We start from the raw sequence: 22,957 nt of genomic DNA, 5'->3' as shown, positions 1-22,957 counted from the left end.
AATGTCCGCCTTCCTGCTGAATCGTCTCTTGCAGAGCATCGTGCTGCTGGTGATCGTCTCGATCATCGGCTTCACGGTTCTCAACCTCATGCCGGGCGGTCCTCTCGCGCAGTTCGGGCTTGATCCGGGCATGACCCAGAAGGATGTGGAGCGGCTCGCAGCGCAGCTCGGGTTGAACCGGCCGCTATGGATGCAGTATCTCGATTGGGCCTGGCGGCTGCTCCAGGGCGATTGGGGACACTCGTTCCGCGATGGCTCTTCGGTGCTGGCGGTGATTGGTCGACACTTGCTGGCGACGCTACTGCTTATGGGTACGTCCACCGCATTCGCGATCGGGGTCGGTGCCTGGATCGGAATCCGCGGCGCCACCCACCGCTATTCGCTGTTCGACTACTGCGCGACGGTCGGCGCCATGGTGGCGCTGTCGGTTCCGACCTTCTGGTTCGGCCTGATCGGCATCTACATCTTCACCCTGAAGCTGGGTTGGGTGCCCGCAGGCAACATGTACACGATCGGCGACGGCTCGGTGCTGGACTACCTGCATCACCTGATCCTGCCGAGCTTGGTGCTGTCGCTCGTTCACGTCGCTATCTGGAGCCGTTACATGCGGACCGCAACGCTCGATGCGTTGAGTCAGGATTTCGTCAAGACGGCGCGAGCCAAGGGCGTGAGCGAACGCCGGATCTTGCTGAAACATGTCATCGGCAATGCGCTGTTGCCGATGATCACGCTGGCAGGAATGCAATTGCCCAGCATTCTCACCGGCGCGCTGGTCACGGAGACCGTGTTCACCTGGCCGGGCATGGGGCGGCTGTTTCTCGACAGCCTTGGCTACAGCGACTATCCGGTCGTGATGGGGCTGTTGATCTTCTCGGCCATCCTGGTCGTGTTGGGCAATCTGATCGCAGACATCGTGATCGCAACCGTCGATCCGCGCATTCGCTTGGCCTGAGCCTGCCGACTCACGCCAGATAAGAGGAGCCAGTAGATATGACCGCCATCGTCGCCCACGCAGCTCCGACCCGCTGGTGGAACAGCCGCGCTGTTAACCGCTTCATGCGTCACCATCTGGCACTCCTGGGAATCGCGATGATAACCCTGCTCGTGCTGGCGTGCGCCATCGGTCCCTATGCCTTGCCCTACGACTCGCTCCATATCGATCTGCGCGCCCGCTTTGCTCCGCCCCTGACAGGCCACCATTACTTCGGCACGGATCCCTTAGGGCGAGACCTCGCGGTGCGGCTGTTGATGGCCGGGCGCGTCTCGCTGGCGGTGGGGTTCTCCGCCATGTTGCTGTCGACGTTGATCGGTACGCTAATCGGCGTGACGGCCGGCTATCGCGGGGGCTGGGTCGGGGCGGCACTGATGCGGACGGTGGATGGCTTCCTGTCCTATCCCTCGATCTTTCTCGTGCTGGCGTTGGCCGCAACGCTGCGGCCGAGCCCGGTTATGATCACCGTGATCATTGCCGTCACGAGCTGGATGGAGACTGCGCGAATCGTCGAGGCCGAGGTCCGTTCGCTACGCGAGCGCGAGTTCGTCCAAGCTGCGCGCATGGTCGGGCTTAGCAGGGCGCACATCATGTTCCGCGAGATCCTTCCCAATGCCATGGGTCCCATCATCGTCGCCGCAAGTCTGGCCGTCGCGCGCGCGATCCTTCTGGAGGCCTATATCAGCTTTCTCGGCTACGGCATCCAGCCGCCGCTGCCCAGCTGGGGCAACATGCTCAATGGCGCCCAGCAATATCTGGCGAGCGCTCCCTGGCTTGCCATCATTCCCGGTGCCGCCATTACGATGGCGGTAACGAGCTTCAATTTCATCGGTGACGGCCTGCGAGATGCCCTCGACGTTCGAAACGACCACATCTGAGCGATGTTAACCGAGTCGCGGCTGAACCCAGCGACCCTACGAGAAGCAAAGCCATGCACGCGCCGAGAGTTGCCGAGAAGGCCACGCCCTATTGGTGGGAAGCCGCGCCGCTTAAGCCGCCGCCTCAGCAGCCAATAGCCAAGAAGCTCGACGTGTTGATCGTGGGCGCGGGCTATGCAGGGCTCTCGGCCGGTCTGGTGCTAGCGCGCGAGGGCCGCTCGGTTGCGGCCTATGATGCCATGGACCCTGGCGAAGGAGCTTCGACGCGCAACGGCGGTATCACCAGCGGATCCATTCGGCCCGACTACGCGACGCTCACGCGCCGGTTCGGAGAAGAGAAGGCGCTGGCGATCGAGGCGGAAGGCAAGGCCGCGCGCGAGTTCCTGTACGATTTCATCAGGACGGAAGGCCTCGCCTGCGACTTCCAGCCGGTGGGGCAGTTCAAGGGCGCCTTCGGCTATGAGCAATACGAGGCCATGGCGCGCACCGCGGAGAGGCTCGCAAAGAAACTTGGAATCGAAGCTTGCGCAGTTCCCTATGCCGAGCAGCGCAAGTACATTGGCACCGATGTCTATCGCGGCGGTACGGTTCGGATGGACATCGGCGGGCTGCACCCGGCGAAATTCCACGCCGAACTGCTGCGGGTCGCGCTCGCTTCCGGATTGACAGTCCACGCGCGGACGCCCGTGATCTCGATCGACAGAGATGGCTCCGGTTTCCGCGTCGTCACCGCGGCCGGTCCGGTGCAGGCGCGTCAGGTGCTGGTGTGTACCAACGGTTACACCGATGGCGCCGTGCCCTTCCTACGCCGCCGGCTGGTCCCGGTTCGCAGCCGGATCATTGCGACGGAGGAGCTTGCGCCGAAGTCATGGCGCGGCTGATGCCGAAACGCATGATGATCACGGAGAACCGGGAGGTCGGCTTCTATTATCGGCCCTCGCCTGATGGCAAATGCATCTTGCTCGGCGGCCGCGACAGCGCTCGGGTCGGCGATCCCGTCGCTCCGAAGCTGCTTCTGCGCAAGGGCCTGGTGAATCTGTTTCCTGAGCTGGATGCCGTCCGCCTCTCACACAGCTGGTTCGGCAATGTGGCCATGAACCGCGACATGATTCCGCGCATCTTCGAGAAGGAAGGTATCGTCTATGCCAGCGGCTTCTGCGGGTCGGGCGTGGTCTGGGCGCCATGGGTCGGTATGCATGCGGCCCGCAAGCTCATGGGACACGAGGAGCGGGCGCGCACCGCGTTCGACTTCAGGCCACCGGCCTTCATCCCGTTCTATCGAGGCAATCCGTGGTTCATGCCTGCCTTCATTCAGGGCTACCGGATGCGTGACCGGATCGCGATGTGGCGCGCCAGCCGTTGACGGCCGGCAGCACAGCTTACAACCCAGGGTGTGACTTCCGGAGGCACTTCCGCCTCTCGAAAGAAGATTGACGATGCAGTACGTGTCCACGCGCGGCCATTCAGGCCGCAAGCAATTCTGCGAGGCATTGCTTGAAGGCCTCGCCCCGGATGGCGGGCTGTACGTGCCCGAGAGCTATCCTCGCGTGGACCACGCCACGCTGGATGCGTGGCGTACGCTGTCCTATGCCAACTTGGCTTTCGAGATCCTTTCGCTCTATGTCGGCGATATTCCCTCCGCCGACCTGAAAGCCATCTGTGCAAAGACCTACACGCCGGAGATATTCGGAAAGCCTGACATCGCGCCGCTGCGAAAGCTGGAGAGGGGACTTATCTCCAGGAGCTGTCGAATGGTCCCACGTTGGCGTTCAAGGACATGGCCATGCAGTTGCTCGGCAATCTGCTCGAGTACGAGCTGGCGCGCCGGCAGGAGAACTTGAACATTCTTGGTGCGACCAGTGGCGACACCGGAAGCGCGGCAGAATACGCCATGCGCGGCAAGAAAGGGGTGCGGGTGTTCATGCTCTCGCCCCGCGGACGAATGAGCGCCTTTCAACAAGCTCAGATGTTCAGCCTCCAGGACCACAACATCCACAACATCGCGATAGATGGCGTCTTCGACGATTGCCAGGACATCGTCAAGCGGGTGGCGAGCGATCTGGAGTTCAAGCAGCAATACAAGATCGGTGCGGTGAATTCGATCAACTGGGCGAGGCTGCTTGCGCAGGTCGTCTATTACTTCTCCGGTTATCTGCAGGCGTCCGAACGGGGGGCGACAAGTGTAAGCTTTGCAGTGCCTTCGGGGAATTTCGGAAACATCTGCGCAGGGCATGTTGCGCGGATGATGGGGCTTCCCGTCTCCAATCTCGTTCTTGCGACCAACGAGAACGACGTGCTCGACGAGTTTTTCCGCACCGGCGCCTATCGCGTCCGAAGCCGGGCGGACACGCTGGAAACCTCGAGCCCATCCATGGACATTTCCAAGGCATCGAATCTCGAGCGTTTCGTGTTCGATCTGCTCGGCCGCGATGCCAGACGGACGAAATCCCTGTTTGACGATCAGCTCAGGGAACGAGGGACGTTCGACCTAAGTGGAGATCACCGCTTCGAGGAGGCAGCAATCCGTTTTGGCTTCCGCAGCGGCAAGAGCACCCATGCGGATCGGCTTGCCACCATCCGTGACATTTGGGAGCGCTACAACACCGTGATCGACCCCCACACTGCCGATGGGGTGACGGTTGCGCGCATGCACACCTCGCCTGAGATGCTGATGATCGTGCTCGAAACAGCGTTGCCAGTCAAATTCGCGGCGACGATCAGGGAGGCGCTGGGCCGCGAGCCGGATCGTCTGCAACGTTTCGACGGCATCGAAGACTTGCCGCGGCGAGCCAAAGTCCTTCCCCCGGATACACAGGCGGTCAAGGACTACATCGCCGATATTGTGCACGATGCGAACTGACAGCAGATGGTCCTCCTGTCGGATCATCAACGAAATACTATGCCGAACTTTGTTCCCGTCTGATTGCGTAATGCTGTCGAGCCTGAGCTACGCTGCAGATGATGCGAGGGTCACCCCATGGTCCTCGTCCTGTCAGGCACTCGCGCCTGGTCAGGGCAACCCGAGCAAGAAGACTTCGCCCCATCATGTCAACGGCAGCTTACCAGGCCTTGGATCGCGACAACGATGACGTGGCGCTGCTTCCATTCGCCAGATCGCATCTGGAAGGCGCCCTAAAGCTCTCGCAGGAGATGTCCTGGCCCTATCGGCTCGAGGATTGGGATGTCGCGCTACAGTTGGGCCAAGGCTTTGTTCTGCAGCGCGCCGGGGTGGTGATCGGCACCGCGGCCTGGTGGCCCTATGGCGAGACCCATGCTTCCGCGGGGATGATCATCATCGCGAAAGCCGCTCAAGGCCGTGGCTACGGGGCCCGGCTGATGGATGCGCTGCTGGCGTCCGCGCGTCCACGAAGCATTGCGCTGAATTCGACCGCCGAAGGCCAGGCGCTTTACCAGCGGCGCGGTTTCGTCCCCATCGGGGTCATCCACCAGCATCAAGGAATTCCCAGAGGACGCCATGAGCTGCGGCCGTCCGAGCTCGTCAGGCCAATGGCTGCCTCGGATTTCGAGGTGATCATGCGACTCGATCGCGACGCTACGGGTTTGGAGAGACGACAGATGCTCGAAAAGCTGCTCCACAGCGGTGATGGCTATGTCCTGCAGCGTGACGGCATGGCCCGCGGCTACGCCATCTCCCGGCTTTTCGGCCGCGGGCATGTCATCGGTCCTGTCGTCGCCGAAACCGCGACCGATGCACAGGCTCTGATCGAGGCTGCGCTCGCGCGGCTCGGCAGTGTTCTTGTCCGCATCGACACCTCTGCCACACCGCAACTCGGGGATTGGCTCGAAGGCGTCGGCCTAGAGCAGGTCGGCGATGCCACCACCATGATCTTGGGCACGCCGGCACCATCGAGCGGGCCGGCGCGCGTGTTTGCGATTCCCAATCAGTCTTTCGGCTAGGAGACATCGACGTGCTGCGCGATGAGATGAGCGGAACGGATCACCAGAACTCCGAGACGGCTGCAACGCTCGGCACGCTGGCAACGCCGGCTCTCCTGCTCGACGAGCATCGGCTCGATCGCAATCTCGCCCGCCTGTCCTCGCGCATGGCGGAGCGGGGCGTCGTGCTGCGTCCCCACATGAAAACCGCGAAATCCATCGACGTGGCCCGACGGGCCTATCCGTCCGGATCGGGGCCGATCACTGTCTCTACCCTGGCGGAAGCCGAGTATTTCGCGCGGCACGGTTTTCGCGACATGACTTATGCGGTGGGTCTGGCGCCCCACACAGCTGAAAGGACGATGCGTCTGCGCAAAGCAGGCGTTGACCTTAAGGTACTGCTTGATTCGCCGGAGCAGGCAAGAATGCTCGGCGCCGCCGGTCGTGCCGCTGGTGTGACACCGACCGCTTTCATCGAGATCGACTGCGATGGTCACCGCGGCGGGCTGACCGCGAACGATCCAAAGCTCATTGCAGTCGCGGCCGCGCTAGGCGAGGCCGAGGTCAAGCTTGCCGGCGTTCTCACCCATGCCGGCGAATCCGACAGCCTCTTCACGCCCGAGGCTCTCGTCGCGGCCGCGGAGAATGAAAGGGCGGTGGCGGTTGCCGCGGCGGAGGCCTTGCGGGCGGTCGGGCAGCAATGCCCCATCGTGAGCGTCGGCTCGACGCCGACCGCGCATTTCGCCGAAGACCTGACCGGCGTCACGGAAATGCGGGCGGGCGTCTACATGTTTTTCGACTTGGTCATGCACGGTGTTGGCGTCTGCACGACCAACGACATCGCGATCTCGGTGCTCGCCACCGTGATCGGCACCGAGCCCGAGAAGGGCTGGATTTTGGTCGATGCCGGGTGGATGGCGCTGTCGCGCGACCGCGGCACCGCGGCGCAGCGGGTCGACCAGGGATATGGTCTGGTCTGCGACGTGGCCGGCAAGGTTTATCCGGACCTGATCGCTTCGCAAGCAAGCCAGGAGCACGGGATCCTCGCCATCAGGCCCGGGTCGGCGCACGCTTTGCCCAATCTTCCAATCGGCGCGAAGGTCAGGATTCTCCCCAATCACGCCTGTGCGACGGCGTCGCAACATGAGTTGTACAACGTCGTCTCCGCCAGCAGCGACGCGATTCACGCCCGATGGCCCCGCATGCGCGGCTGGTAGGGCTGGCCGGCCATTCCCGGCCCCTGGTTCCTGCCGCTAATCGGCGCCCATTACCGGATCAAGGATCGCTTCCAATGACCTCGCCCCTTCGACATCTGACGGAAGCCGGCTTCCTTGGAAAATTTTACATCGACGGAGAATGGCGAAAGCCGATCGGATCGGTCGCGGCAGCAGCAACCGTCGTCAATCCGGCGACGGAGCAGCCGATCGCTGACGTCGCGCTCGGCGATGACGATGATGTGGACTGCGCGATCGCAGCCGCCAGACAAGCCTTCGCCGGCTGGTCCACGACACCGCCTGCTGAGAGGGCGGCGCTGCTCGACCGGATGCACGCTTTGCTCCTTGAGCGGCTGGAGCTGTTCGCGCAGGCACTTACCTGCGAGATGGGAGCTGCGATCACCTATGCGCGCCGCGCTCAGGTGCCGTTGGCCGCCGAGCATATCCGCGTCGCCCGCGACAATCTCGCGAATTATCCGTTCATCGCCGCGCGCGGCAGCACCGCGATCATGCGCGAGGCAATCGGCGTCTGCGGCCTCATCACGCCATGGAACTGGCCACTTTATCAGATTACTGCGAAGGTGGGCCCGGCGATTGCGGCCGGTTGCACGGTGGTGTTGAAGCCGAGCGAATTATCGCCGCTGAGCGCCTTGCTATTCGCTGAGGTAATGGACGATGCCGATTGTCCGCCCGGCGTCTTCAACCTCGTCAATGGGACAGGTCCGATCGTTGGCGCCGCTCTCGCGTCGCATCCGCTGGTCGACATGATCTCGATCACCGGCTCGACGCGGGCAGGGGTGCTCGTGGCGCAAGCGGCGGCGCCCACCGTCAAGCGCGTTGCCCAGGAGCTCGGCGGAAAATCGCCGAACATCATCTTGCCGGACGCCGATCTCAGCCGTTCTGTTCCGCTTGGCGTCGCCGCCGCCTTCCGCAATCTCGGCCAATCCTGCAGCGCGCCGACGCGCATGCTCGTGTCTCGCTCACACATGGAAGAGGTCGAGAACCTGGCAGCGGCAGCCGCTTCTGAACTGGTGGTCGGCGATCCGCTTGCGGAAAACACGAACTCATGGTCCGGTTGCGAACCGTCCACAGTTCGAGCGAGTCCAGGCCATGATCGGTGTCGGCCTGGAAGAAGGCGCCAAGCTCGTCATAGGCGGCCCCAGGCGGCCCGGCGATCTTCAGGTTGGCTTCTATGCGCGGCCGACCATCTTCTCGAACGTCCGTCCCGACATGAGGATCGCGCAGGAGGAGATATTCGGCCCGGTGCTGTCGATCATTCCCTACGACACCGTGGACGAGGCGATCGCGATCGCCAATGACACCGTCTACGGCCTCGGCGCCCACGTGCAGGGCACCGATACGGACACGGTGCGAACCGTCGCCGGGCAGATCCAGTCGGGTCAAGTTCATCTCAATTATCCTGACTGGGACCCCAATGCTCCCTTTGGCGGATACAAGCGTTCTGGCAACGGTCGCGAATACGGCATCGAGGGCATGGAGGAGTATCTTGAGACCAAGGCCGTCCTCGGATTTTACCGGTGAAAGCCAGCGATCTACCGAAGCAATCCATTCGAATAGGGGAATTTTAGCATGTTCGCGAAAAGATCGAACGCGGCGATTTGGTTTTGAACGCAATCGGCGCGGTGCTCGAACGGCGCTGTTCCGGCAGGATCGCGCGGACGATATCACTCTCGCGCTTGAGCAGCTTCGTTCAATCAAGCGGCCAAAAAACCGAATATCTTGCGAAGTCCTGGATGATTTCAGCACATTCTACCGAGCGCGCGATGCGATGAAATGCCTGATCGGAAGTTTGCTTCCGCATTCTTGGCAGCCAAGGTTCGTTGGAACATGTCGCCCCACGTCGAGCGCATTCACAGCGATGAGCGTCTCCCGGCCGAGGCCGACGTCGTCATCGTCGGCGGCGGCATCCTCGGCTCTACGGCCGCCTATTACCTGGCGAAGCGCAGCCTCTCCGTGGCGCTCCTCGAGAAGGGCCACGTCGCCTGTGAACAATCGAGCCGAAACTGGGGTTGGTGCCGCCAGCAGAACCGCGACCGGCGCGAACTGCCGCTATCGGTGCTCTCCATGCGGCTGTGGGACGAACTCACGCGCGATATCAATCGGGACCTCGGATTTCGTCGCTGCGGTCTCGTCTATGCGACCCACGACGAGGCTGTGCTCGCCGGCTGGGAAAAGTGGCGCGAGGTCGCCAGGGAGTACGACGTCGATACCCGCGTGCTGAGTCGGGCGGAGGTGGCCGAGCGCGTCCCCGAAGCGCGCGACAAATGGGTGGGCGGGACCTATTCGGAGCGAGACGGCAAGGCCGAACCTGCGCTCGCCGCGCCGGCTATCGCTGGGGGGGCCAGAGTTCTGGGCGCCACGATCCACCAGGGATGTGCCGCGCGGGCGCTCGACTTGGCCAATGGCAAGATTGCGGGCGTGCACACGGAGAAGGGCTACATCAGAACCAGCGCGGTCCTGTGCGCCGCCGGCGCCTGGTCCTCGCGCTTCCTTCGGCCACTCGGGGTCAGTTTCCCCCAAGCGAGCATCCGGCAGACCGCGCTGCGTTCCACGCCGACAATCAACATAGGCGACGCGGTCTCCACACCCTACTGCACGATCACGCGCCGACTGGACGGCAGCTATACGCTTGCGATTAGCGGCAAGGCGAACCTCGAAATCACGCCCCGGGCTATCCGGTATAGCCGGGAGTTCATGCCGCAGTTCTTGCGTCGCCTGAAGAACGTCAGGCTCGGCATCGGCCAATCGTTCGTTTCGGGGCCGGATTCATTGCCGGCGCTGCTGACCAACGACGACCGGATCTTCGAACAGAATCGCGTGTTGGACCCGCCGCCCTTGAAATGGCTGGTGAGCCAAGTGGTGGAGAGTGTCCGGAAAACCTTCCCCAACTCGGCGAGATTAAGATCGACAGCGCCTGGGGCGGCTTCGTCGATTGCACGCCGGACGCAGTGCCTGTGGTATCGCAGGTGGACGGGGTGGATGGCCTCGTCCTCGCGGCGGGCTGCTCGGGTCACGGCTTCGGTCTGGGCCCGGGGCTCGGCTATCTGGCCGCAGAGCTTGTCGTAAACGACACGCGTTGCGTCGATCCCACACCGTTCCGGCTGTCGCGTCTGATCGACGGCTCGAAGCTGGACATCGCCGCCATCTGAAGATCGAGCCGGAAGTCAGGCCCGACGCGTACCGTGGCGAGCAAAGGATTCGGAGCTGTGCTCGAAGATCCCCATCTGCGTGCGGGACTTAATGTTCATCGCAGACGGCTACCTTCAAGGCCCGCGGCCGAGAGTCTCTGTCTGCCATGCTCCCGATCGAACTGGTCGCGGCCTGATCGCGATTTAGCAGTCGCTAAGGGGCGTTTCCTCCCCAACTTGAGCCACTCCTTCGGAGTGCCTCTTCTTTATGGACAAGGCGATTTGGCTGATCGAGGTGCATCGGCCGAAGACCCACCGTTTGGAAAGCATCGCCAACTCGCCGGCCGATGGTTCAACGGGCAGACTTCTCTCCCAATGGGCAAACGATCGCGTCTCCCAATGGGCAAACGATCGCGCCGGCGTTCATGATGTCCGCCGGATCAAAGGCGGTCTTGATCCGGCTCATCGCCGCGATACGCCCGACATCACCGTACCGTTCCAGAAGGTGCCTCTTAAAACGGCCGACGCCGTGCTCCGCGCTGAACGTGCCGCCGAGCGCCGCGGCCGTGTCGTAGAGTTGCAGAGACAGGCTGCTTTCGATCCGCTTGGTGAACTCGATCCGGTCGACGCCGGCAGGAACGAGCACGTTGTAGTGCAGGTTGCCGTCGCCGACATGGCCGTACACGGAGAGCTGAAGGTCGGCGTCATACGATCGCACCTGCGAGCCGGCTAGATCCAGAAAGCGTTGAATGGAGGAAAGCGGTACCGAGATGTCGTGCTTGACCGATCCGTTCCGGCGCTTCTCGCCCTTCGGGATGGTCTCGCGGAGCCGCCACATCGCGGTCCGCTGCGATCCGCTCTGCGAGCAATCGATGACTTCACGGGTAATCTATCGCGCCGTGGTGCTTGAAGTGGGGCGTCGCTCGCTCGCCGGGTCGCTACCGGTAGCCAAGATCGTAGGTTGCCCTGTGCTGAATTGAAAAACGGTAAATATTTCAACGAGGATTGACTGACACTCTCTCTACCCCACTATTTGTCCATCAAACTAGTCCCCGCGCAACCCGTGGCGCGCATTTCACATAGCGCTCAAAGCCCCAGCCGCTTGAGGTTGGACCGGGGGCGGACTTTGCGATTTGAACGTGCGGTGGCTCGTCATGGACGAAACCTTCTTGAATTGGCTCCAATCGGACATCGATTGCTGGAGCTAGCTCAACCTTGCCCATGATGGATTGGAGCGAGAGTTAAATTTTTTCAACTGGTTAAGTAGCGGTGTGTGCACGACGTATGCACAGGGAGATCAAGAAAAATCTACTGAGGGCAAGTGTTGGCGATCGGTCCTTGGGTAACGTGACGTCCCGCCGTCCTTCCGGCGATTTACGCGCAGGATGAATTGCCTGAACACGAGCGTGATTTCATGCGCGCCAACGCCGAATTTTTTGGGACCTCGGTCACCGGCTGGGGTTCGCCCGGTGGCGCGGATGCGCGACACATAAGCACGCTCGATCATCCGCTCGTGGCCGCGCACAAGAATATCCCGGCGATGTCCGACTAGCGTCAATTCGCTTGCGAATTCATGCGTGTGCAACGTGAGTGCGAGGCCGCCAGTGCCGTGCGTCTATGGGACCCGGCAGGGCTCAATGTTGCTGCGGCGCCAATCTTCCTAAAGCGACTGCGGCGAGAGGCACCAGCCGCACTCTTGGTCGGCTACCTTCCGCAAAGCAGACCTATCGGCACTCCGAGCCAAGGTCCGCAACGGGCCGATGGACTTGTATGGGGCGATTGGTGTCAAGGCTTTCCTTATTGGCCATCTCCTTGTTCGGCCGGGTTGCGACATCTCCGCGTTCCGACCTGCTTTTTGCTAGGCCGCCGCGGGCAGATCCGGATCGGCAATCGCACCTGCAACACGGACGCGCACCCGCAGCGCGTTGCCGGGCAGGTAGGCGATGGGCATGTCCTCGACGTCGACGGTCTTGAGGCTGTCGCGAGCAGCGCCGGCCTGCACGGCGCGATCGGCTGCGATGTCGCGCGCGGCTGCGATCGCGTCCTCGCGGCAGAGGTCGCGGAACACCTGATCGGCTTCGCCCGAGACCTGCGCGATCGCGGCGCCTACCGCATTGGCGCAGTCGCCATACGGCACGCGCACGATCTCGGAAATGCCAGGGAGGCGATCCGGCACCAGGAAGGCGCCGCCGCCGACCGCGAGCAGCGGCACGTCGCCGGCCTCTGTCTTCATGCGGTCGATGTCCTCCTCCAGCTTGCGCCAGGCGTCGCGCAGTGCGGCCTCGATCAGGCGCTTCGACAAGTTCGCGACGCGCGAGCGGTCGCCGATGTCGATCAGGCCGGCCGCGACGGCGATGTCGGTGGCGGTGAGGCGCGAGCCGCCGAACACCAGCGCATCCGACGTCAGGCGGTAGCCGACGCTGAGCGGGCCGACGCGGAGCGGGTCCTCGTCGACATGGCTGCCGCCGCCGAGCCCGATCGAGAGCAGGTCGGGCATACGGAACAGCGTGCGCACGCCGCCGACCTCGACCACGGCATTGGCTTCACGCGGGAAACCGTGACGCAGCTGGCCGATATCGGAAGTGGTGCCGCCGACGTCGACGACCATGGCGTCGTCGAGGCCGGAGAGATGGGCGGCACCGCGCATGGAGTTGGTGGCGCCGGAGGCGAAGCTCATCACCGGGAAGGCGATGGCGATCTCGGCCTGCATCACGGTGCCGTCGTTCTGGGTCAGAAACAGCGGCGCGTCGATGCCGCTGTCGGCGATGGCCTTACGGAACGCCGCGACGGTGGTGACGGCGAGGTCGTGCAGCGAGGCATTGAGCAGCGCGGCGTTCTCGCGCTCGAGCAGGCCTATGCGGCCGAGATCGTGCGACAGCGTTACCGCGACCTCGGGGCAGATCTCGGCGAGGATTTCGCGTGCGGTCGTCTCGCAGGAGGGATCGAGCGGGGAGAAGCTCGAGCACACCGCGACCGAGCGCAGGCCGGCGTCGTTGATCTTCCTCGCGGCGTTCTTAAGGCCCGCGATGTCGAGCGGCATGAACGGGCGGCCGTCGTAGTCATGGCCGCCTTCCAGCATGAAGATCTCGCCGTTAACGAGGCTGGCGAGGTCCGCCGGCCAGTCGCAGAACGGCGGCAGCGAGGCGCTGGCGGGCATGCCGATCCGGATCGCCCCGATCTTCTGTACATGGCGGCGCTGCACCACCGCGTTGATGAAATGCGTGGTGCCGATCACGACCGCATCGACCTTCACCGCGGCGGACGGCTCGGCGCGCAACGCCCTAAGCGCGTCCAGGATACCCGAGGTCACGTCGGCCGTGGTCGGCCGCTTGACGGAATGAACGACCTTCTCGTCGACGATCAGCACGGCGTCCGTGTTGGTGCCGCCGACATCGATGCCAATACGCTTCATGGGGGTCTTAAGCTCCGGCCGCTGCGGGCGAGAAGAGGGAACGGAAGTCGAGGTCGTAGCCGAAGGCGCGCGGACCGACGAATTCGAGGCCGCGCTGGCTCGTCAGCACCGGCGGCGCAGGCAGAGCGACGACGGTGACGCGCTGGCCGTAGCGGATGGTCTCGGTGCCGATGCCGTGGCCGTTGACGCTGTCGAGCACGCAGATCAAATCGGGCGAGGTCGCGATCGCCTTCTCGTCACGCCAGGCCACGATCCATTCGTTCTGGAACGAGAGCTTGAGCTTGGTACCGCGGTCGGCGTCGCTGCCGTCGACCATGGCTGTGCCGCGCAAGAACCCTTCCGTGGTGCGCCGAGCGACGTCGACGATCTTGCCGGTGAACAGTTTTTGGCCGCCTTCGGTCGCGAGCAGTGCGGCGATCGGATCCTCGTGACGGCGGTTGGCCTCCTGCACGGCGCGGCCGATGCGGATCGCCTTGGTCGTGGTGAAATGGATGCCCCAGTCCTTGACCTCGCGCCCCGTGCGCGGCGCCTTGCTGGTGGAGGCGATCGAGCCCATCTCGACGCAGATCTTGCGGCTTGCCCGCTCCATCCATTTCCAGGTGGGCACCTTGGTCACGACGGCTTCGATGCCGCGGGGATCGTAGAGCGTGCAGGGATAGGGACGCAGGTCACCGATTGCGACCGACGTCATCTGTGCCTCCGGGAACGCGCGGCCCATGCAGTCGGCATCGACGACGGGAATGCCGAGATGGGCGGCCGCCATCAGGGCCTGAACGCCGTTGCCGCCGCCGATCTCGACCGACATCACGGCGCGGAACTTGACGTTGTTGATCTCCTCCTGCATGCGCACGGCGCGCGCGATGTTGCGGCTGTCGGCGAGGCGCTCCTGCCCGACCAGGGGCGCGCCCATGTTGGAGACTACGGCGACCCAGTCCTCGTCGTCGAGGTCGAGCGGCGACATCAATTGTACGCGGTGGCCCTCGGCATAGAGCCGGCGCAGGTTGAGCAGGCCGAGATAGGGGCTGCCGCCGCCGCCGGTGCCGAGGATCCAGGCGCCGACCGCGAGCGCCTCGATCTCCTCGAGGCTGATCGTCTTCTCTGCCTTGCTCACGATACCAGCTCCTCGACGATGCGGGCGGCCGCGGCAATGCCGAGGATCACGGGGCCGGGATAGGCGGTGCGCACGCGCGCCTTGTTGGCGCTGGTGTAGCTGATGCAGTCCATCACCACGAGATCCGGCTCGAGGTCCGCCATCGTGCGCGCGGCTTCGTCCACTGTGGTGTCGCTTGAGCCGGGACGCAGCGTGATGCCGACCACCTCGACGCCCTCGCGCTGCCATTTCTTGTCGATCAGCGCGGTCTGTTCGGGCAGCGGCGAGAACACGCCGAGCCGTCCCTTTGGCAGCACGGCCTCGGCGAGGTTGTGCAGGATGGCCGAGGGCAGGATGACGAGGCCGTCGGCCGCGAGATTTGGGAATTTGCCGGTGCACGCCATCAGCGTCACGCCGACGCCCTCGTGCTTGAAGCGGGTGATCTGCTGGCTCGCGCGCCGCTCCACCTCCTTCTTGCTGATGGTGACCGCGTCGCCGTTCGGCAGCAGCGTGAACAGCGTGTCGTAGCCGTCCATCGGCGGGATCGCGTCGATCTCGGCGCGGCTCATGCCGTCGAGCGCGCCGCGCAGCTCGATCTGGATGCCCGGCGACAGCACGGCGGCGATCTCGGCAGCGACGGTGGGGCGCGGGCTCTGGCCGATCACGACCACCCCGATGCGCTGGTGTTTCAATGGTATGTTCATCTGGTCTAGTCCTTCAAGACGACGAGATCGGCCAGCGTCCACTCAAGCGTGACGGTGTCGCCGGGAACGAACAGGCGGCCTGTGCCTGCATTGGGCTGCTGCACGAGCACGCGATGGCCGCTCTCGAGCGTGATGCGATAGAGCACGGCGCCGCCGAGGAAGTTGGTGTTCTCGACGGTGCCATGCGCGGAGCTGCCGGCTGCGATGGCCGCATCGATGCGTGGCGAGAGCCGGATCTTTTCCGGGCGCAGCGCCACCGAGAGAACGCCGGTGCCCTGCGTCTCGGCGGGCGGCAGCGCCAGGATCAGGTCTTTGCCGACGTTGAGGTTCGGCCCGACGCGTTCGCCGCGAAAGATGTTGGTGTCACCGATGAAGTCGGCCACGAAGCGCGTGGTCGGCTGGTTGTAGATCTCGCTGGGCGTGCCGACCTGCTCGACTCGGCCGCCATTCATCACGGCGATCCGGTCGGACATTGCCAGCGCCTCTTCCTGGTCGTGGGTGACAAAGACGAGAGTGAGGCCGAGCTTCTTCTGGAGCTGCTTGAGCTCGAATTGCATCTGCTGGCGCAGCTTCTTGTCGAGCGCCCCGAGCGGCTCGTCGCAGAGCAGGACGCGCGGCGCGATCACGATGGCGCGGGCAAGCGCGACGCGCTGCTGCTGGCCGCCGGAGAGCTGCGCCGGGCGGCGATCTTCCAGCCCGGACAGCTCCACCATGGCGAGCGCCGCCTTCACCTTCGCTGCGATGCTCGCCTTGTCGAGCCCGCGCATGCGCAGGCCAAAAGCGACGTTCTCGGCGACGGTGCGATGCGGGAACAGTGCGTAGTTCTGGAACACCATGCCCATGTCGCGTTTGTGCGCGGGCACGTGGGTGATGTCGGCGCCGTCGACACGGATCGCGCCCGCGCTCGGCGTCTCGAAGCCGGCGATCATGCGCAGCGTCGTGGTCTTGCCGCAGCCGGACGGACCGAGCAGGGAGAAGAACTCGCCCTGCCGGATGTCCATCGCGACCGCGTCCACCGCGCGGACGCCGCCGTCATAGACCTTGCTGACGCCGGCGATCTCGATCGACGCGCTCATGCGCGGAAGATCCGGTTGACGCGCTGGTCGATCTCGTCCTTGCGCTCATTGTACCATTTCCAGTCGACCTGGATCAGCTTCGAGACCTTCTCAGGCGTGGTGAGCAGCTTGGCATCATATTTGGCGTCGAGCTTCACCTTCTTGTTGGCCGGCGAATACCAGACCGTTTCAGCCAGGCGCTTCTGCACTTCCGGCCGGAGCATGTAGTTGACGTAGGCGTTGGCGAGCTCCTTCATCTTGCTGCCGGGCGTGATGGTCAGGACCTGCTCCAGCGACAAGACGCCTTCGCTCGGCGCCACGAAATCGATCGGCTGGTTCTGGCCGTCATAGCGATAGATGCCGGAATCGTGGATGACGCAGAGGCCGACTTCGCCGGACAGCAGCATCTTCTCCATCGCGCCGGTGAAATCGACGATCTTGATCGGCTTCAGCTTCTCGAGCGCCGCATAGGCGGCATCGAGATCGGTCTGGCCCTTGCCGAACAGCGTGCCGCACATCATCAGGAAGGCCTGGCCGAGACTGTTGACCGGAATGACATAGCCGCCGCGCACGCCGTTGTATTTAGCGTCCCACAGCTCCTTCCAGGACGTGACGTTGCCGTAGCCTTTGTCGGTGCGCATACCGAGGCCGATCGCGCTCGTGAAGATCGAGACGCCGACGATCTTCTCGCTGACCGCGTAGGGATAGACGTCGGCGACGTTCGGCACCAGCTTAGGATCGATCTTCGGCTCGACAAGACCCATCTCGGCGGCTGCCCACTGCTCGTTGGAGTTGGTGTGCAGCACGTCGTAGATCGGCGCCGAGCGCGAGCTCGCCTGGAGTTTCGGCAAGTATGGAAAGGCAAAGTCGGTCTGGAGCTTGCACTTGAACTCGCTCTCGAAGGCGGGGCCGATCTCGGCCTTCATGATCTCGCCCCACTTGCCGCCCCAGCCGGTGATGCGCAGCGTCGGATCTTCGGCGCGCGCGACGTAAGGCGCGGCGATGGTGCCGATGCCGAGCGAGGCGCTCGCGGTCAGAAAGCGGCGGCGGCTGAGCCGTGACGATCCCAGAGCTTTCATCATGTGTCAATTCCTTCGTTGGAATGAGCGGTTACAATTTGACGTAGGAGCGCAGGCCGACCGTGCGATCGAGCCCGATGACGACGACAAAGGCGAGCACGATCGAGACCACCGAGGCGGCGCCGATGGTGCCGTCGAGATCGAACTTGAGATAGTTGAACAGCGTGACCGGCAGCGTCTCGTTGCCCGGGCTAACCAGGAACAGCGACACCGGGAACTGGTCGAACGAGACGATGAAAGAGAAGATCGCGCCTGCGAGCACACCGGGCTTGATCAGCGGCAGAGTCACCTCGAAGAAAGTGCGCAAGGGACTGGCGCCGAGATTGCGCGCGGCTTCTTCCAGGCGCGTGTCGAAATTATGCAGCACGGCGAGGGTGGTGCGCACCACGTAAGGCAGCGTCACCAGCGTGTGGCCGCCAATGAGGCCCCAGGTCGGCCGCCCGACATCGAGCAGCACATAGGTCTGGAACAGCGCAAGGCCGGTGAGGATCGCCGGCAGCATCAGGGGCGAAAGCATCGTTGCGACGATAAGCCGGGTGCCCGGCAGGTTGCCGCGCGCGAGCGCCAGCGCCGCGCAGGCGCCCAGCATAGTTGCGGACACGGTGGTGAGCACGGCGACTTCGAGGCTGAAGCCGAGCGCGTGCATGAAGTCGCGCGTAGCGAAGAATTTTTCGAACCAGCGCAAGGACACGCCGACCGGCGGAAACTGGATGAACGGCGTCGGGTTCAGCGCGAAGACCACGACGATCGCGATGGGCGCCAGTAGGAAGACCAGGATGGCGATGTTGAGGACGAGATAGAGGGTGCGGCCGTAAGGCCATGCGGCTGCAGCCGCTCGTGCGGATGCTGCCTGCCGGCTTGCTGCGAGCGCTGCGCTGTTCGAGGCCGCGGTTTGCATCTCCGACCTCACTGCAATTCGCGCTGGCCGGAGACGAGGCCGAGCGCGCGGTTATAGGCGATGACGAGCATGAGCGAGATCACGAGCAGCACGATGCCGAGCGCAGCGGCGAAGCCGACGTTGAAGTTTGCCGAGATCTGCTGGTAGATCAGGATCGGCAGCGTCATGATCTGGAAGCCACCGAGCAGGATCGGCGTGACGTAGGCGCTGATCGCGAGCGCGAAGACCAGCAGCGATCCGGCGAGAATGCCGGGCAGGCTGAGCGGCAACGTCACCTCGAGAAAGGCGCGCAAGGGACTCGCGCCGAGATTTTCCGCGGCCTGCTCGAGCCGTTCGTCGATGCGGCCGATCACGCCGGTCAGCGTCAGCACCATGAACGGGACGTAGATGTGGACGAGGCCGATCACGATGCCGGTCTCCGTGTACATCAGTTTCAACGGTTGAGCGATAAGGCCGAGCGACATGAGGGTCTGATTGATCACGCCCTTGTCTGAGAGCAGCGTCATCCAGGCGAAGGTGCGCACCACGATGCCGGTCAGCATCGGCGCCAGCACGGCCATCAGCAGCAGCGCATGCCCGGTGCGGCTCTTGATGCGCGCCATCCAGTGCGCCAGCGGATAGCCGATTGCGAGTGCAACCAGCGTGGTCACGAGCCCGATCCGGATCGTGGTCCAGATCACTTCCAGATGATCGGGGTCGTTGACGATACGGGCGTAGTGCCGCGTGGTGAATGCGACCTTCGGCACCACAGGATTGCCGGTCAATGCGCTCATCAGCGCCATCAGGCCGATCGGCAGGAAGAAGAACAGGGCGAACAGGAATGCGCTCGGCAGAATGAAGAGTGCAAGGCCGTTGGGGCGGGTTGTCGAAGCGCTGCTCATCGCGTCCCCGTCTGCGCGGCATCTTGATTGAGTGGATCGCCGGTCATCCGCCGCAGCTTTGCCGCCATCGCCGCCAGCTCGCGGCGGACATTGGCGCGATCGGCGGCAGTGGTCGCCTGCACTGAATAGGACACCGCGATGCCGATCATCTCGCCGGTCTCGCCACTCTTGAGCGCAAAGCCTTGCGAGCCGACGCCTTCGATGGATTCGTCGGCGGCTTCCGAAATACCGGTGCGGCGGATCTCGTCGAGGCGCGCCGTCAGTTGCTTGAAGTTTTGTGGCGAGTTGCGCGGCAGCCTGGGATAGCTCGCCGGCACGCGCGCGCGAATCTCCTCATCCGAGAGGCGCGCGAGCATGGCGCGGCCGTTTGAGGTCGCGAGCGCCGGCGTGCGCTGGCCCGGCGGATTGACGACGCGCAAGGGATTCGAGCCCGGAACGATCCTGAGCACGACCTGTTCGTAGCCGTCGAGCACGGCGATGTAGCCGGTGTGTCCGGTGCGCGCGCAGACCTCGCGCAGCTCGCGCTCGGCCATGCTGATGAGATCGTCATGGGCGCGGTGCAGCCGGCCGAGCTCGAAGGTGAGCAGGCCGGGGCGGTAGCGGCGGGTGTGCGGATCCTGCTCGAGCAGGCCGCAATCGCGCAAGGAACGCAGAAGCCGCGAGGTCGAGCTCTTCGGCTTGCCTGTCAACGCCATCACGTCCGCAAAAGACAGATCGGGTCGCGCGCTGGAGAAGCAGCGCAGGATCTCGATCGCGTTGGTGAGAGCGCTCATGAAGGTCGGTCCACACGGTTCCATATTTCGGAACCATGTCCCAAATTCTAAGGCCAACACGGAAGCGGGCAAGCGGAAATTTCTGGCAGGTGGCGCCCGATTGCTCAGATGCAGCGGAAGGTCGCTTGCAGGGATGGCGAAGGGCGCACTGCGTGTGGCGGTGCGCCATGTCTCGGAGTCAGGCAGCTATTGCGGTGACCTTGCCGATCCATTCGCGGGCGAGCGTCACCTCGGCCTGCGACAATTGATGGCCGCCTCTGGGGATCAGCCTCCGGTCCAGTGAACGAATCGGCGCTCGATCACGAGGAACATGAGGTTCAGGGAATAGCCCAGCGCGCTCGCGGCGAAGATTGCGGCATACATCGCGGGCATGTCGAAGAGCTGCTGGGCCTCGAACACGCGCTGGCCGAGCCCGTCGGTCGAGCCGATGAACATCTCGGCGACGACGATGATGACGAGAGCCAGCGACACGCCGTTGCGCAGTCCCACAAAGGTCTGCGGCAGCGATTCCTTGAGCATGACGTCAAACAGGACGCGCGCACGTGAGGCGCCCATCACCTTGGCCGCCAGCAGTCGCGTCTTGCGTGCGTTCATGACGCCATAGGCGACGTTGAACAGGATCACCAGGGCCGCGCCGAAGGCCGCCACCGAGATCTTGGTGCGGTCGCCCACGCCGAACAACACCAGGAATAGCGGGAACATGGCCGAGGCCGGCGTCGAGCGGAAGAAGTCGATCAGGAATTCGACCGAGCGGTAGACCTTTTCGGACGAGCCGAGCAGGATCCCGAGCGGAATGGCGATGACGGCCGCAATTGCTGTTGAGGTGATTGTCCGCACCACGGTCCTGGCGAAGTCGACGCCGAGCTTGCCGGACTGCATGCCCTCCCACAGCGTGCGGAAGGTCGCAAGCGGCGAGGGCAACAGCACCGGATCGACCAGCTTGAGGAAGCTGACGAGCGACCAGATCGCCAGCAGGATCGCGATGCCGACGAGCGGCAACAGGGCATTGGCGCGTCTCATCCGCGATGCACCTCGCGCTGGAACAGCTTCAGGCAATGGGCTTTGGTGGCGACGAAGCCGGGCTCGGACATGGTGCGATCGGTTCGCGGCCGGGGGACGTCGAACGGAACGAATTCGACGGCGCGTGCCGGGTGCCGCGACAGTAGCAGATCCGATCCTGGCCCCGCGCAGCGGCGCTTGGGGCCATCAGTCTGATCCTCGCCGGCGGAACCCGTGTAACGAATAGCGTTCGACACCAAGTTCTGCAGAATGCGTTGCAAGAGCAATTGATCGCTTTCGACTCATGCCCCGCTGCCGCCGATCTCCAGCCGCAGCCTCTTGGCTTCAGCGGCGGACGCGAATGTCTATCGGATGGCTCCGAGTAACGGAGACAGAGGGAAATGCGATAGCGCTGGCTTGGTCGCGCCCGCTCGATCTTCGACGTGTGGAGGATCGAATCGAACATGTCGGCCGATCTCGATCTATCGCGACTCTCCGGGAGGACGGGCAACCGTGCGGCTAAAGGCCGGTCTGAAACTGCTTGGACGCCTGTCATGTGACGCCGCGCGGCCACCGCAGCCGCCAGCGAAACGCGGCGAGTTGCATGCACTGCGAACTGCCGGCGTGCTCTAAGCCGTGAAGAACGGATTGGCCGGCCGCGCGAGGCCGAGATGATCGCGCAATGTCGTGCCCTCATAGCCGCTGCGGAACAGCCCGCGCTCCTGCAAGACCGGCACCACGAGCTCGACAAAGTCCTCGAAGCCTTCGTGGAAATAGGGCGGCATCACGTTGAAACCGTCGGCGGCACGCTCCTCGAACCAGAGCTGGAGAGTATCGGCGATGCGTTCGGCCGAGCCGCACAGCACCCAATGGCCGCGAGCGGCGGCGGTGAGATTGTAGAGGTCGCGCAGCATCATGTTCTCGCGGCGGCCCTTGGCGAGCATGACACTGGCAAAGCTGTGATAGCTGTCCGACGGCGCGATATCGGGGATCGGCCCGTCGAGATCGTAGGCCGACATGTCGCTGCCAAAGCGGTCTGACAGGATGGCGAGCGCATTGCTGCCGCTGACGAAGCTCTGGAGCGTGTTGAGCTTCTCGAACGCCTCCTTGTCGGTGCGGCCCACCACGGGCATCACGCCCGGCAGCACGGTGACATCCTCGGGCCTGCGTCCGAACGCCGGCAGGCGCGTCTTCAGCGAGGCGTAGCCGGCCCTGGCTTCCTCGATGTCCTGCACCACCGAGAATACGATGTCGGCGGTGCGCGCGGCGAGCGCCTGGCCGGCCTCGGAGCCGCCGGCCTGGAGCACGACGGGCTGGCCTTGCGGGCTGCGACCGATGTTGAGCGGGCCCTTCACCTTGAAGAAGGCACCGTCATGGTCGATCGGGCGGAGCCTTGCCGGATCGATGTAGAGACCGCTGGTGCGGTCGGCGACGATGGCGTCATCCGCCCAGCCGTCCCACAGGCCCTTGACCACGTCGAGGAACTCGCCTGCCATCTCGTAGCGGCGGGCGTGGTCGGGATGGGTGGTGCCGAAATTCGCTGCCGTCGCCGGATTGGCCGTCGTCACCGCGTTCCACGCCGCGCGCCCGTTGGAGATGTGATCGAGCGAAGCGAACACGCGCGCGACCGAGAACGGATCGCTGTAGGTGGTGGAGACGGTGGCGCCGAGCCCGATATGGCTGGTTGATGTCGAAAGCGCCGCCAGCATGGTCAGAGGCTCCAGCCGCAGCGTGTAGGAGGGATGGGCCGCCGCGTCGGCATAGAGATTGTCGCCCATGAAGATCAGGTCGAACTTACCGCGCTCGGCGGTGCGGCCGATCTCCTGAATCGCCGCAAAGTCCTGGAAGCTGTCGACCGCGCCGGGATAGCGCCATCCCGCGACATGACTGCCGGTGCCGAGGATGAACAGGCCGAGATGCATCTGTCGTTTCATGGC

General features: G+C 64.0%; 19 protein-coding genes and 3 pseudogenes. 10 read left to right on the top strand and 12 right to left on the bottom strand.

Annotated elements, in window-relative coordinates:
- Nucleotide 1: 1 nt before the first annotated feature.
- The 9 genes and pseudogenes from ACSKB8_RS35985 (at nt 2) to ACSKB8_RS35945 (ending at nt 10,150) form a co-directional block, all read left to right on the top strand.
- Complete coding sequence (locus tag ACSKB8_RS35985) at nt 2–952, top strand: ABC transporter permease (RefSeq protein WP_438109273.1); 951 nt, start codon at nt 2–4, stop codon at nt 950–952.
- 38 nt (nt 953–990) lie between these two features.
- Nucleotides 991–1,869, top strand: a complete 879-nt coding sequence (locus tag ACSKB8_RS35980) for an ABC transporter permease (protein ID WP_438109271.1) — start codon at nt 991–993, stop codon at nt 1,867–1,869.
- A gap of 53 nt (nt 1,870–1,922) precedes the next feature.
- Nucleotides 1,923–3,232, top strand: a pseudogene (locus tag ACSKB8_RS35975) (NAD(P)/FAD-dependent oxidoreductase).
- Nucleotides 3,233–3,305: 73 nt separating this feature from the next.
- Nucleotides 3,306–3,710, top strand: a complete 405-nt coding sequence (locus ACSKB8_RS35970) for a hypothetical protein (protein WP_438109269.1) — start codon at nt 3,306–3,308, stop codon at nt 3,708–3,710.
- Nucleotides 3,632–4,729 (top strand): threonine synthase, encoded by a 1,098-nt coding sequence (gene thrC, locus ACSKB8_RS35965; RefSeq protein ID WP_438109268.1) that lies wholly within the window; start codon nt 3,632–3,634, stop codon nt 4,727–4,729. The genes ACSKB8_RS35970 and thrC overlap by 79 nt, the downstream gene beginning before the upstream one ends.
- A gap of 185 nt (nt 4,730–4,914) precedes the next feature.
- Nucleotides 4,915–5,787 (top strand): GNAT family N-acetyltransferase, encoded by an 873-nt coding sequence (locus tag ACSKB8_RS35960; protein WP_438109266.1) that lies wholly within the window; start codon nt 4,915–4,917, stop codon nt 5,785–5,787.
- Between the two features lie 26 nt (nt 5,788–5,813).
- On the top strand, nt 5,814–6,983 hold the full coding sequence (locus ACSKB8_RS35955; protein ID WP_438110803.1) for an alanine racemase: 1,170 nt from the start codon (nt 5,814–5,816) through the stop codon (nt 6,981–6,983).
- Nucleotides 6,984–7,057: 74 nt separating this feature from the next.
- A pseudogene (locus tag ACSKB8_RS35950) lies at nt 7,058–8,522 on the top strand (aldehyde dehydrogenase family protein).
- Nucleotides 8,523–8,828: 306 nt separating this feature from the next.
- Nucleotides 8,829–10,150 (top strand): annotated as a pseudogene (locus tag ACSKB8_RS35945) (NAD(P)/FAD-dependent oxidoreductase).
- Nucleotides 10,151–10,481: 331 nt separating this feature from the next.
- Here the strand turns inward: ACSKB8_RS35945 and ACSKB8_RS35940 are convergent.
- Nucleotides 10,482–11,003, bottom strand: a complete 522-nt coding sequence (locus ACSKB8_RS35940; protein ID WP_438110801.1) for an FAD-binding oxidoreductase — start codon at nt 11,001–11,003, stop codon at nt 10,482–10,484.
- A gap of 540 nt (nt 11,004–11,543) precedes the next feature.
- Between ACSKB8_RS35940 and ACSKB8_RS35935 the strand changes: the two genes are divergently transcribed.
- A complete protein-coding gene (locus ACSKB8_RS35935; RefSeq protein WP_438109264.1) occupies nt 11,544–11,681 on the top strand; it encodes a hypothetical protein in 138 nt (45 codons plus the stop codon).
- A gap of 306 nt (nt 11,682–11,987) precedes the next feature.
- Here the strand turns inward: ACSKB8_RS35935 and ACSKB8_RS35930 are convergent, their stop codons facing one another.
- The 11 genes from ACSKB8_RS35930 to ACSKB8_RS35880 form a co-directional block, all read right to left on the bottom strand.
- A complete protein-coding gene (locus ACSKB8_RS35930; RefSeq protein WP_438109262.1) occupies nt 11,988–13,541 on the bottom strand; it encodes a hydantoinase/oxoprolinase N-terminal domain-containing protein in 1,554 nt (517 codons plus the stop codon).
- A gap of 7 nt (nt 13,542–13,548) precedes the next feature.
- Nucleotides 13,549–14,652 (bottom strand): DUF917 domain-containing protein, encoded by a 1,104-nt coding sequence (locus tag ACSKB8_RS35925; protein ID WP_438109260.1) that lies wholly within the window; start codon nt 14,650–14,652, stop codon nt 13,549–13,551.
- Nucleotides 14,649–15,335 (bottom strand): AroM family protein, encoded by a 687-nt coding sequence (locus ACSKB8_RS35920; RefSeq protein WP_438109259.1) that lies wholly within the window; start codon nt 15,333–15,335, stop codon nt 14,649–14,651. The genes ACSKB8_RS35925 and ACSKB8_RS35920 overlap by 4 nt, the downstream gene beginning before the upstream one ends.
- 5 nt (nt 15,336–15,340) lie before the next feature.
- Nucleotides 15,341–16,411, bottom strand: a complete 1,071-nt coding sequence (locus ACSKB8_RS35915) for an ABC transporter ATP-binding protein (protein ID WP_438109257.1) — start codon at nt 16,409–16,411, stop codon at nt 15,341–15,343.
- Nucleotides 16,408–17,472 (bottom strand): ABC transporter substrate-binding protein, encoded by a 1,065-nt coding sequence (locus tag ACSKB8_RS35910; RefSeq protein WP_438109255.1) that lies wholly within the window; start codon nt 17,470–17,472, stop codon nt 16,408–16,410. Before ACSKB8_RS35910 ends, ACSKB8_RS35915 begins: the two co-directional genes overlap by 4 nt.
- 28 nt (nt 17,473–17,500) lie before the next feature.
- The gene (locus ACSKB8_RS35905; protein WP_438109253.1) at nt 17,501–18,367 is read right to left on the bottom strand and encodes an ABC transporter permease; all 867 of its coding nucleotides are present in this window, start codon (nt 18,365–18,367) and stop codon (nt 17,501–17,503) included.
- 8 nt (nt 18,368–18,375) lie between these two features.
- The gene (locus tag ACSKB8_RS35900; RefSeq protein ID WP_438109251.1) at nt 18,376–19,248 is read right to left on the bottom strand and encodes an ABC transporter permease; all 873 of its coding nucleotides are present in this window, start codon (nt 19,246–19,248) and stop codon (nt 18,376–18,378) included.
- Nucleotides 19,245–20,021: an IclR family transcriptional regulator gene (locus ACSKB8_RS35895; protein ID WP_438109249.1), complete on the bottom strand. Its 777-nt coding sequence runs from the start codon at nt 20,019–20,021 to the stop codon at nt 19,245–19,247. Before ACSKB8_RS35895 ends, ACSKB8_RS35900 begins: the two co-directional genes overlap by 4 nt.
- 264 nt (nt 20,022–20,285) lie before the next feature.
- Nucleotides 20,286–21,041, bottom strand: a complete 756-nt coding sequence (locus ACSKB8_RS35890; protein WP_438109247.1) for an ABC transporter permease — start codon at nt 21,039–21,041, stop codon at nt 20,286–20,288.
- Entirely contained in the window at nt 21,038–21,301 is a 264-nt protein-coding gene (locus tag ACSKB8_RS35885) for a hypothetical protein (protein ID WP_438109246.1), read from the bottom strand. Before ACSKB8_RS35885 ends, ACSKB8_RS35890 begins: the two co-directional genes overlap by 4 nt.
- Nucleotides 21,302–21,649: 348 nt before the next feature.
- Nucleotides 21,650–22,954: an LLM class flavin-dependent oxidoreductase gene (locus ACSKB8_RS35880; RefSeq protein ID WP_438109244.1), complete on the bottom strand. Its 1,305-nt coding sequence runs from the start codon at nt 22,952–22,954 to the stop codon at nt 21,650–21,652.
- Between the last annotated feature and the right edge of the window lie 3 nt (nt 22,955–22,957).

Source organism: Bradyrhizobium sp. BR 1432 (assembly GCF_051547705.1).
Classification (GTDB): domain Bacteria; phylum Pseudomonadota; class Alphaproteobacteria; order Rhizobiales; family Xanthobacteraceae; genus Bradyrhizobium; species Bradyrhizobium zhanjiangense.
Note: the sequence above shows the minus strand (reverse complement) of the source record. Positions and strands in the feature narration are given on the sequence as shown.

Bases quoted from the DNA above. Each gene is read 5' to 3' on its own strand.
- ACSKB8_RS35915 (WP_438109257.1), bottom strand. From the start codon at position 16,411: ATGAGCGCGTCGATCGAGATCGCCGGCGTCAGCAAGGTCTATGACGGC.
- ACSKB8_RS35910 (WP_438109255.1), bottom strand. From the start codon at position 17,472: ATGATGAAAGCTCTGGGATCGTCACGGCTCAGCCGCCGCCGCTTTCTG.
- ACSKB8_RS35985 (WP_438109273.1), top strand. From the start codon at position 2: ATGTCCGCCTTCCTGCTGAATCGTCTCTTGCAGAGCATCGTGCTGCTG.
- ACSKB8_RS35935 (WP_438109264.1), top strand. From the start codon at position 11,544: ATGCGCGCCAACGCCGAATTTTTTGGGACCTCGGTCACCGGCTGGGGT.
- ACSKB8_RS35880 (WP_438109244.1), bottom strand. From the start codon at position 22,954: ATGAAACGACAGATGCATCTCGGCCTGTTCATCCTCGGCACCGGCAGT.
- ACSKB8_RS35920 (WP_438109259.1), bottom strand. From the start codon at position 15,335: ATGAACATACCATTGAAACACCAGCGCATCGGGGTGGTCGTGATCGGC.
- ACSKB8_RS35905 (WP_438109253.1), bottom strand. From the start codon at position 18,367: ATGCAAACCGCGGCCTCGAACAGCGCAGCGCTCGCAGCAAGCCGGCAG.
- ACSKB8_RS35930 (WP_438109262.1), bottom strand. From the start codon at position 13,541: ATGAAGCGTATTGGCATCGATGTCGGCGGCACCAACACGGACGCCGTG.
- ACSKB8_RS35900 (WP_438109251.1), bottom strand. From the start codon at position 19,248: ATGAGCAGCGCTTCGACAACCCGCCCCAACGGCCTTGCACTCTTCATT.
- ACSKB8_RS35970 (WP_438109269.1), top strand. From the start codon at position 3,306: ATGCAGTACGTGTCCACGCGCGGCCATTCAGGCCGCAAGCAATTCTGC.
- ACSKB8_RS35960 (WP_438109266.1), top strand. From the start codon at position 4,915: ATGTCAACGGCAGCTTACCAGGCCTTGGATCGCGACAACGATGACGTG.
- ACSKB8_RS35895 (WP_438109249.1), bottom strand. From the start codon at position 20,021: ATGAGCGCTCTCACCAACGCGATCGAGATCCTGCGCTGCTTCTCCAGC.
- ACSKB8_RS35980 (WP_438109271.1), top strand. From the start codon at position 991: ATGACCGCCATCGTCGCCCACGCAGCTCCGACCCGCTGGTGGAACAGC.
- ACSKB8_RS35955 (WP_438110803.1), top strand. From the start codon at position 5,814: ATGAGCGGAACGGATCACCAGAACTCCGAGACGGCTGCAACGCTCGGC.
- ACSKB8_RS35890 (WP_438109247.1), bottom strand. From the start codon at position 21,041: ATGAGACGCGCCAATGCCCTGTTGCCGCTCGTCGGCATCGCGATCCTG.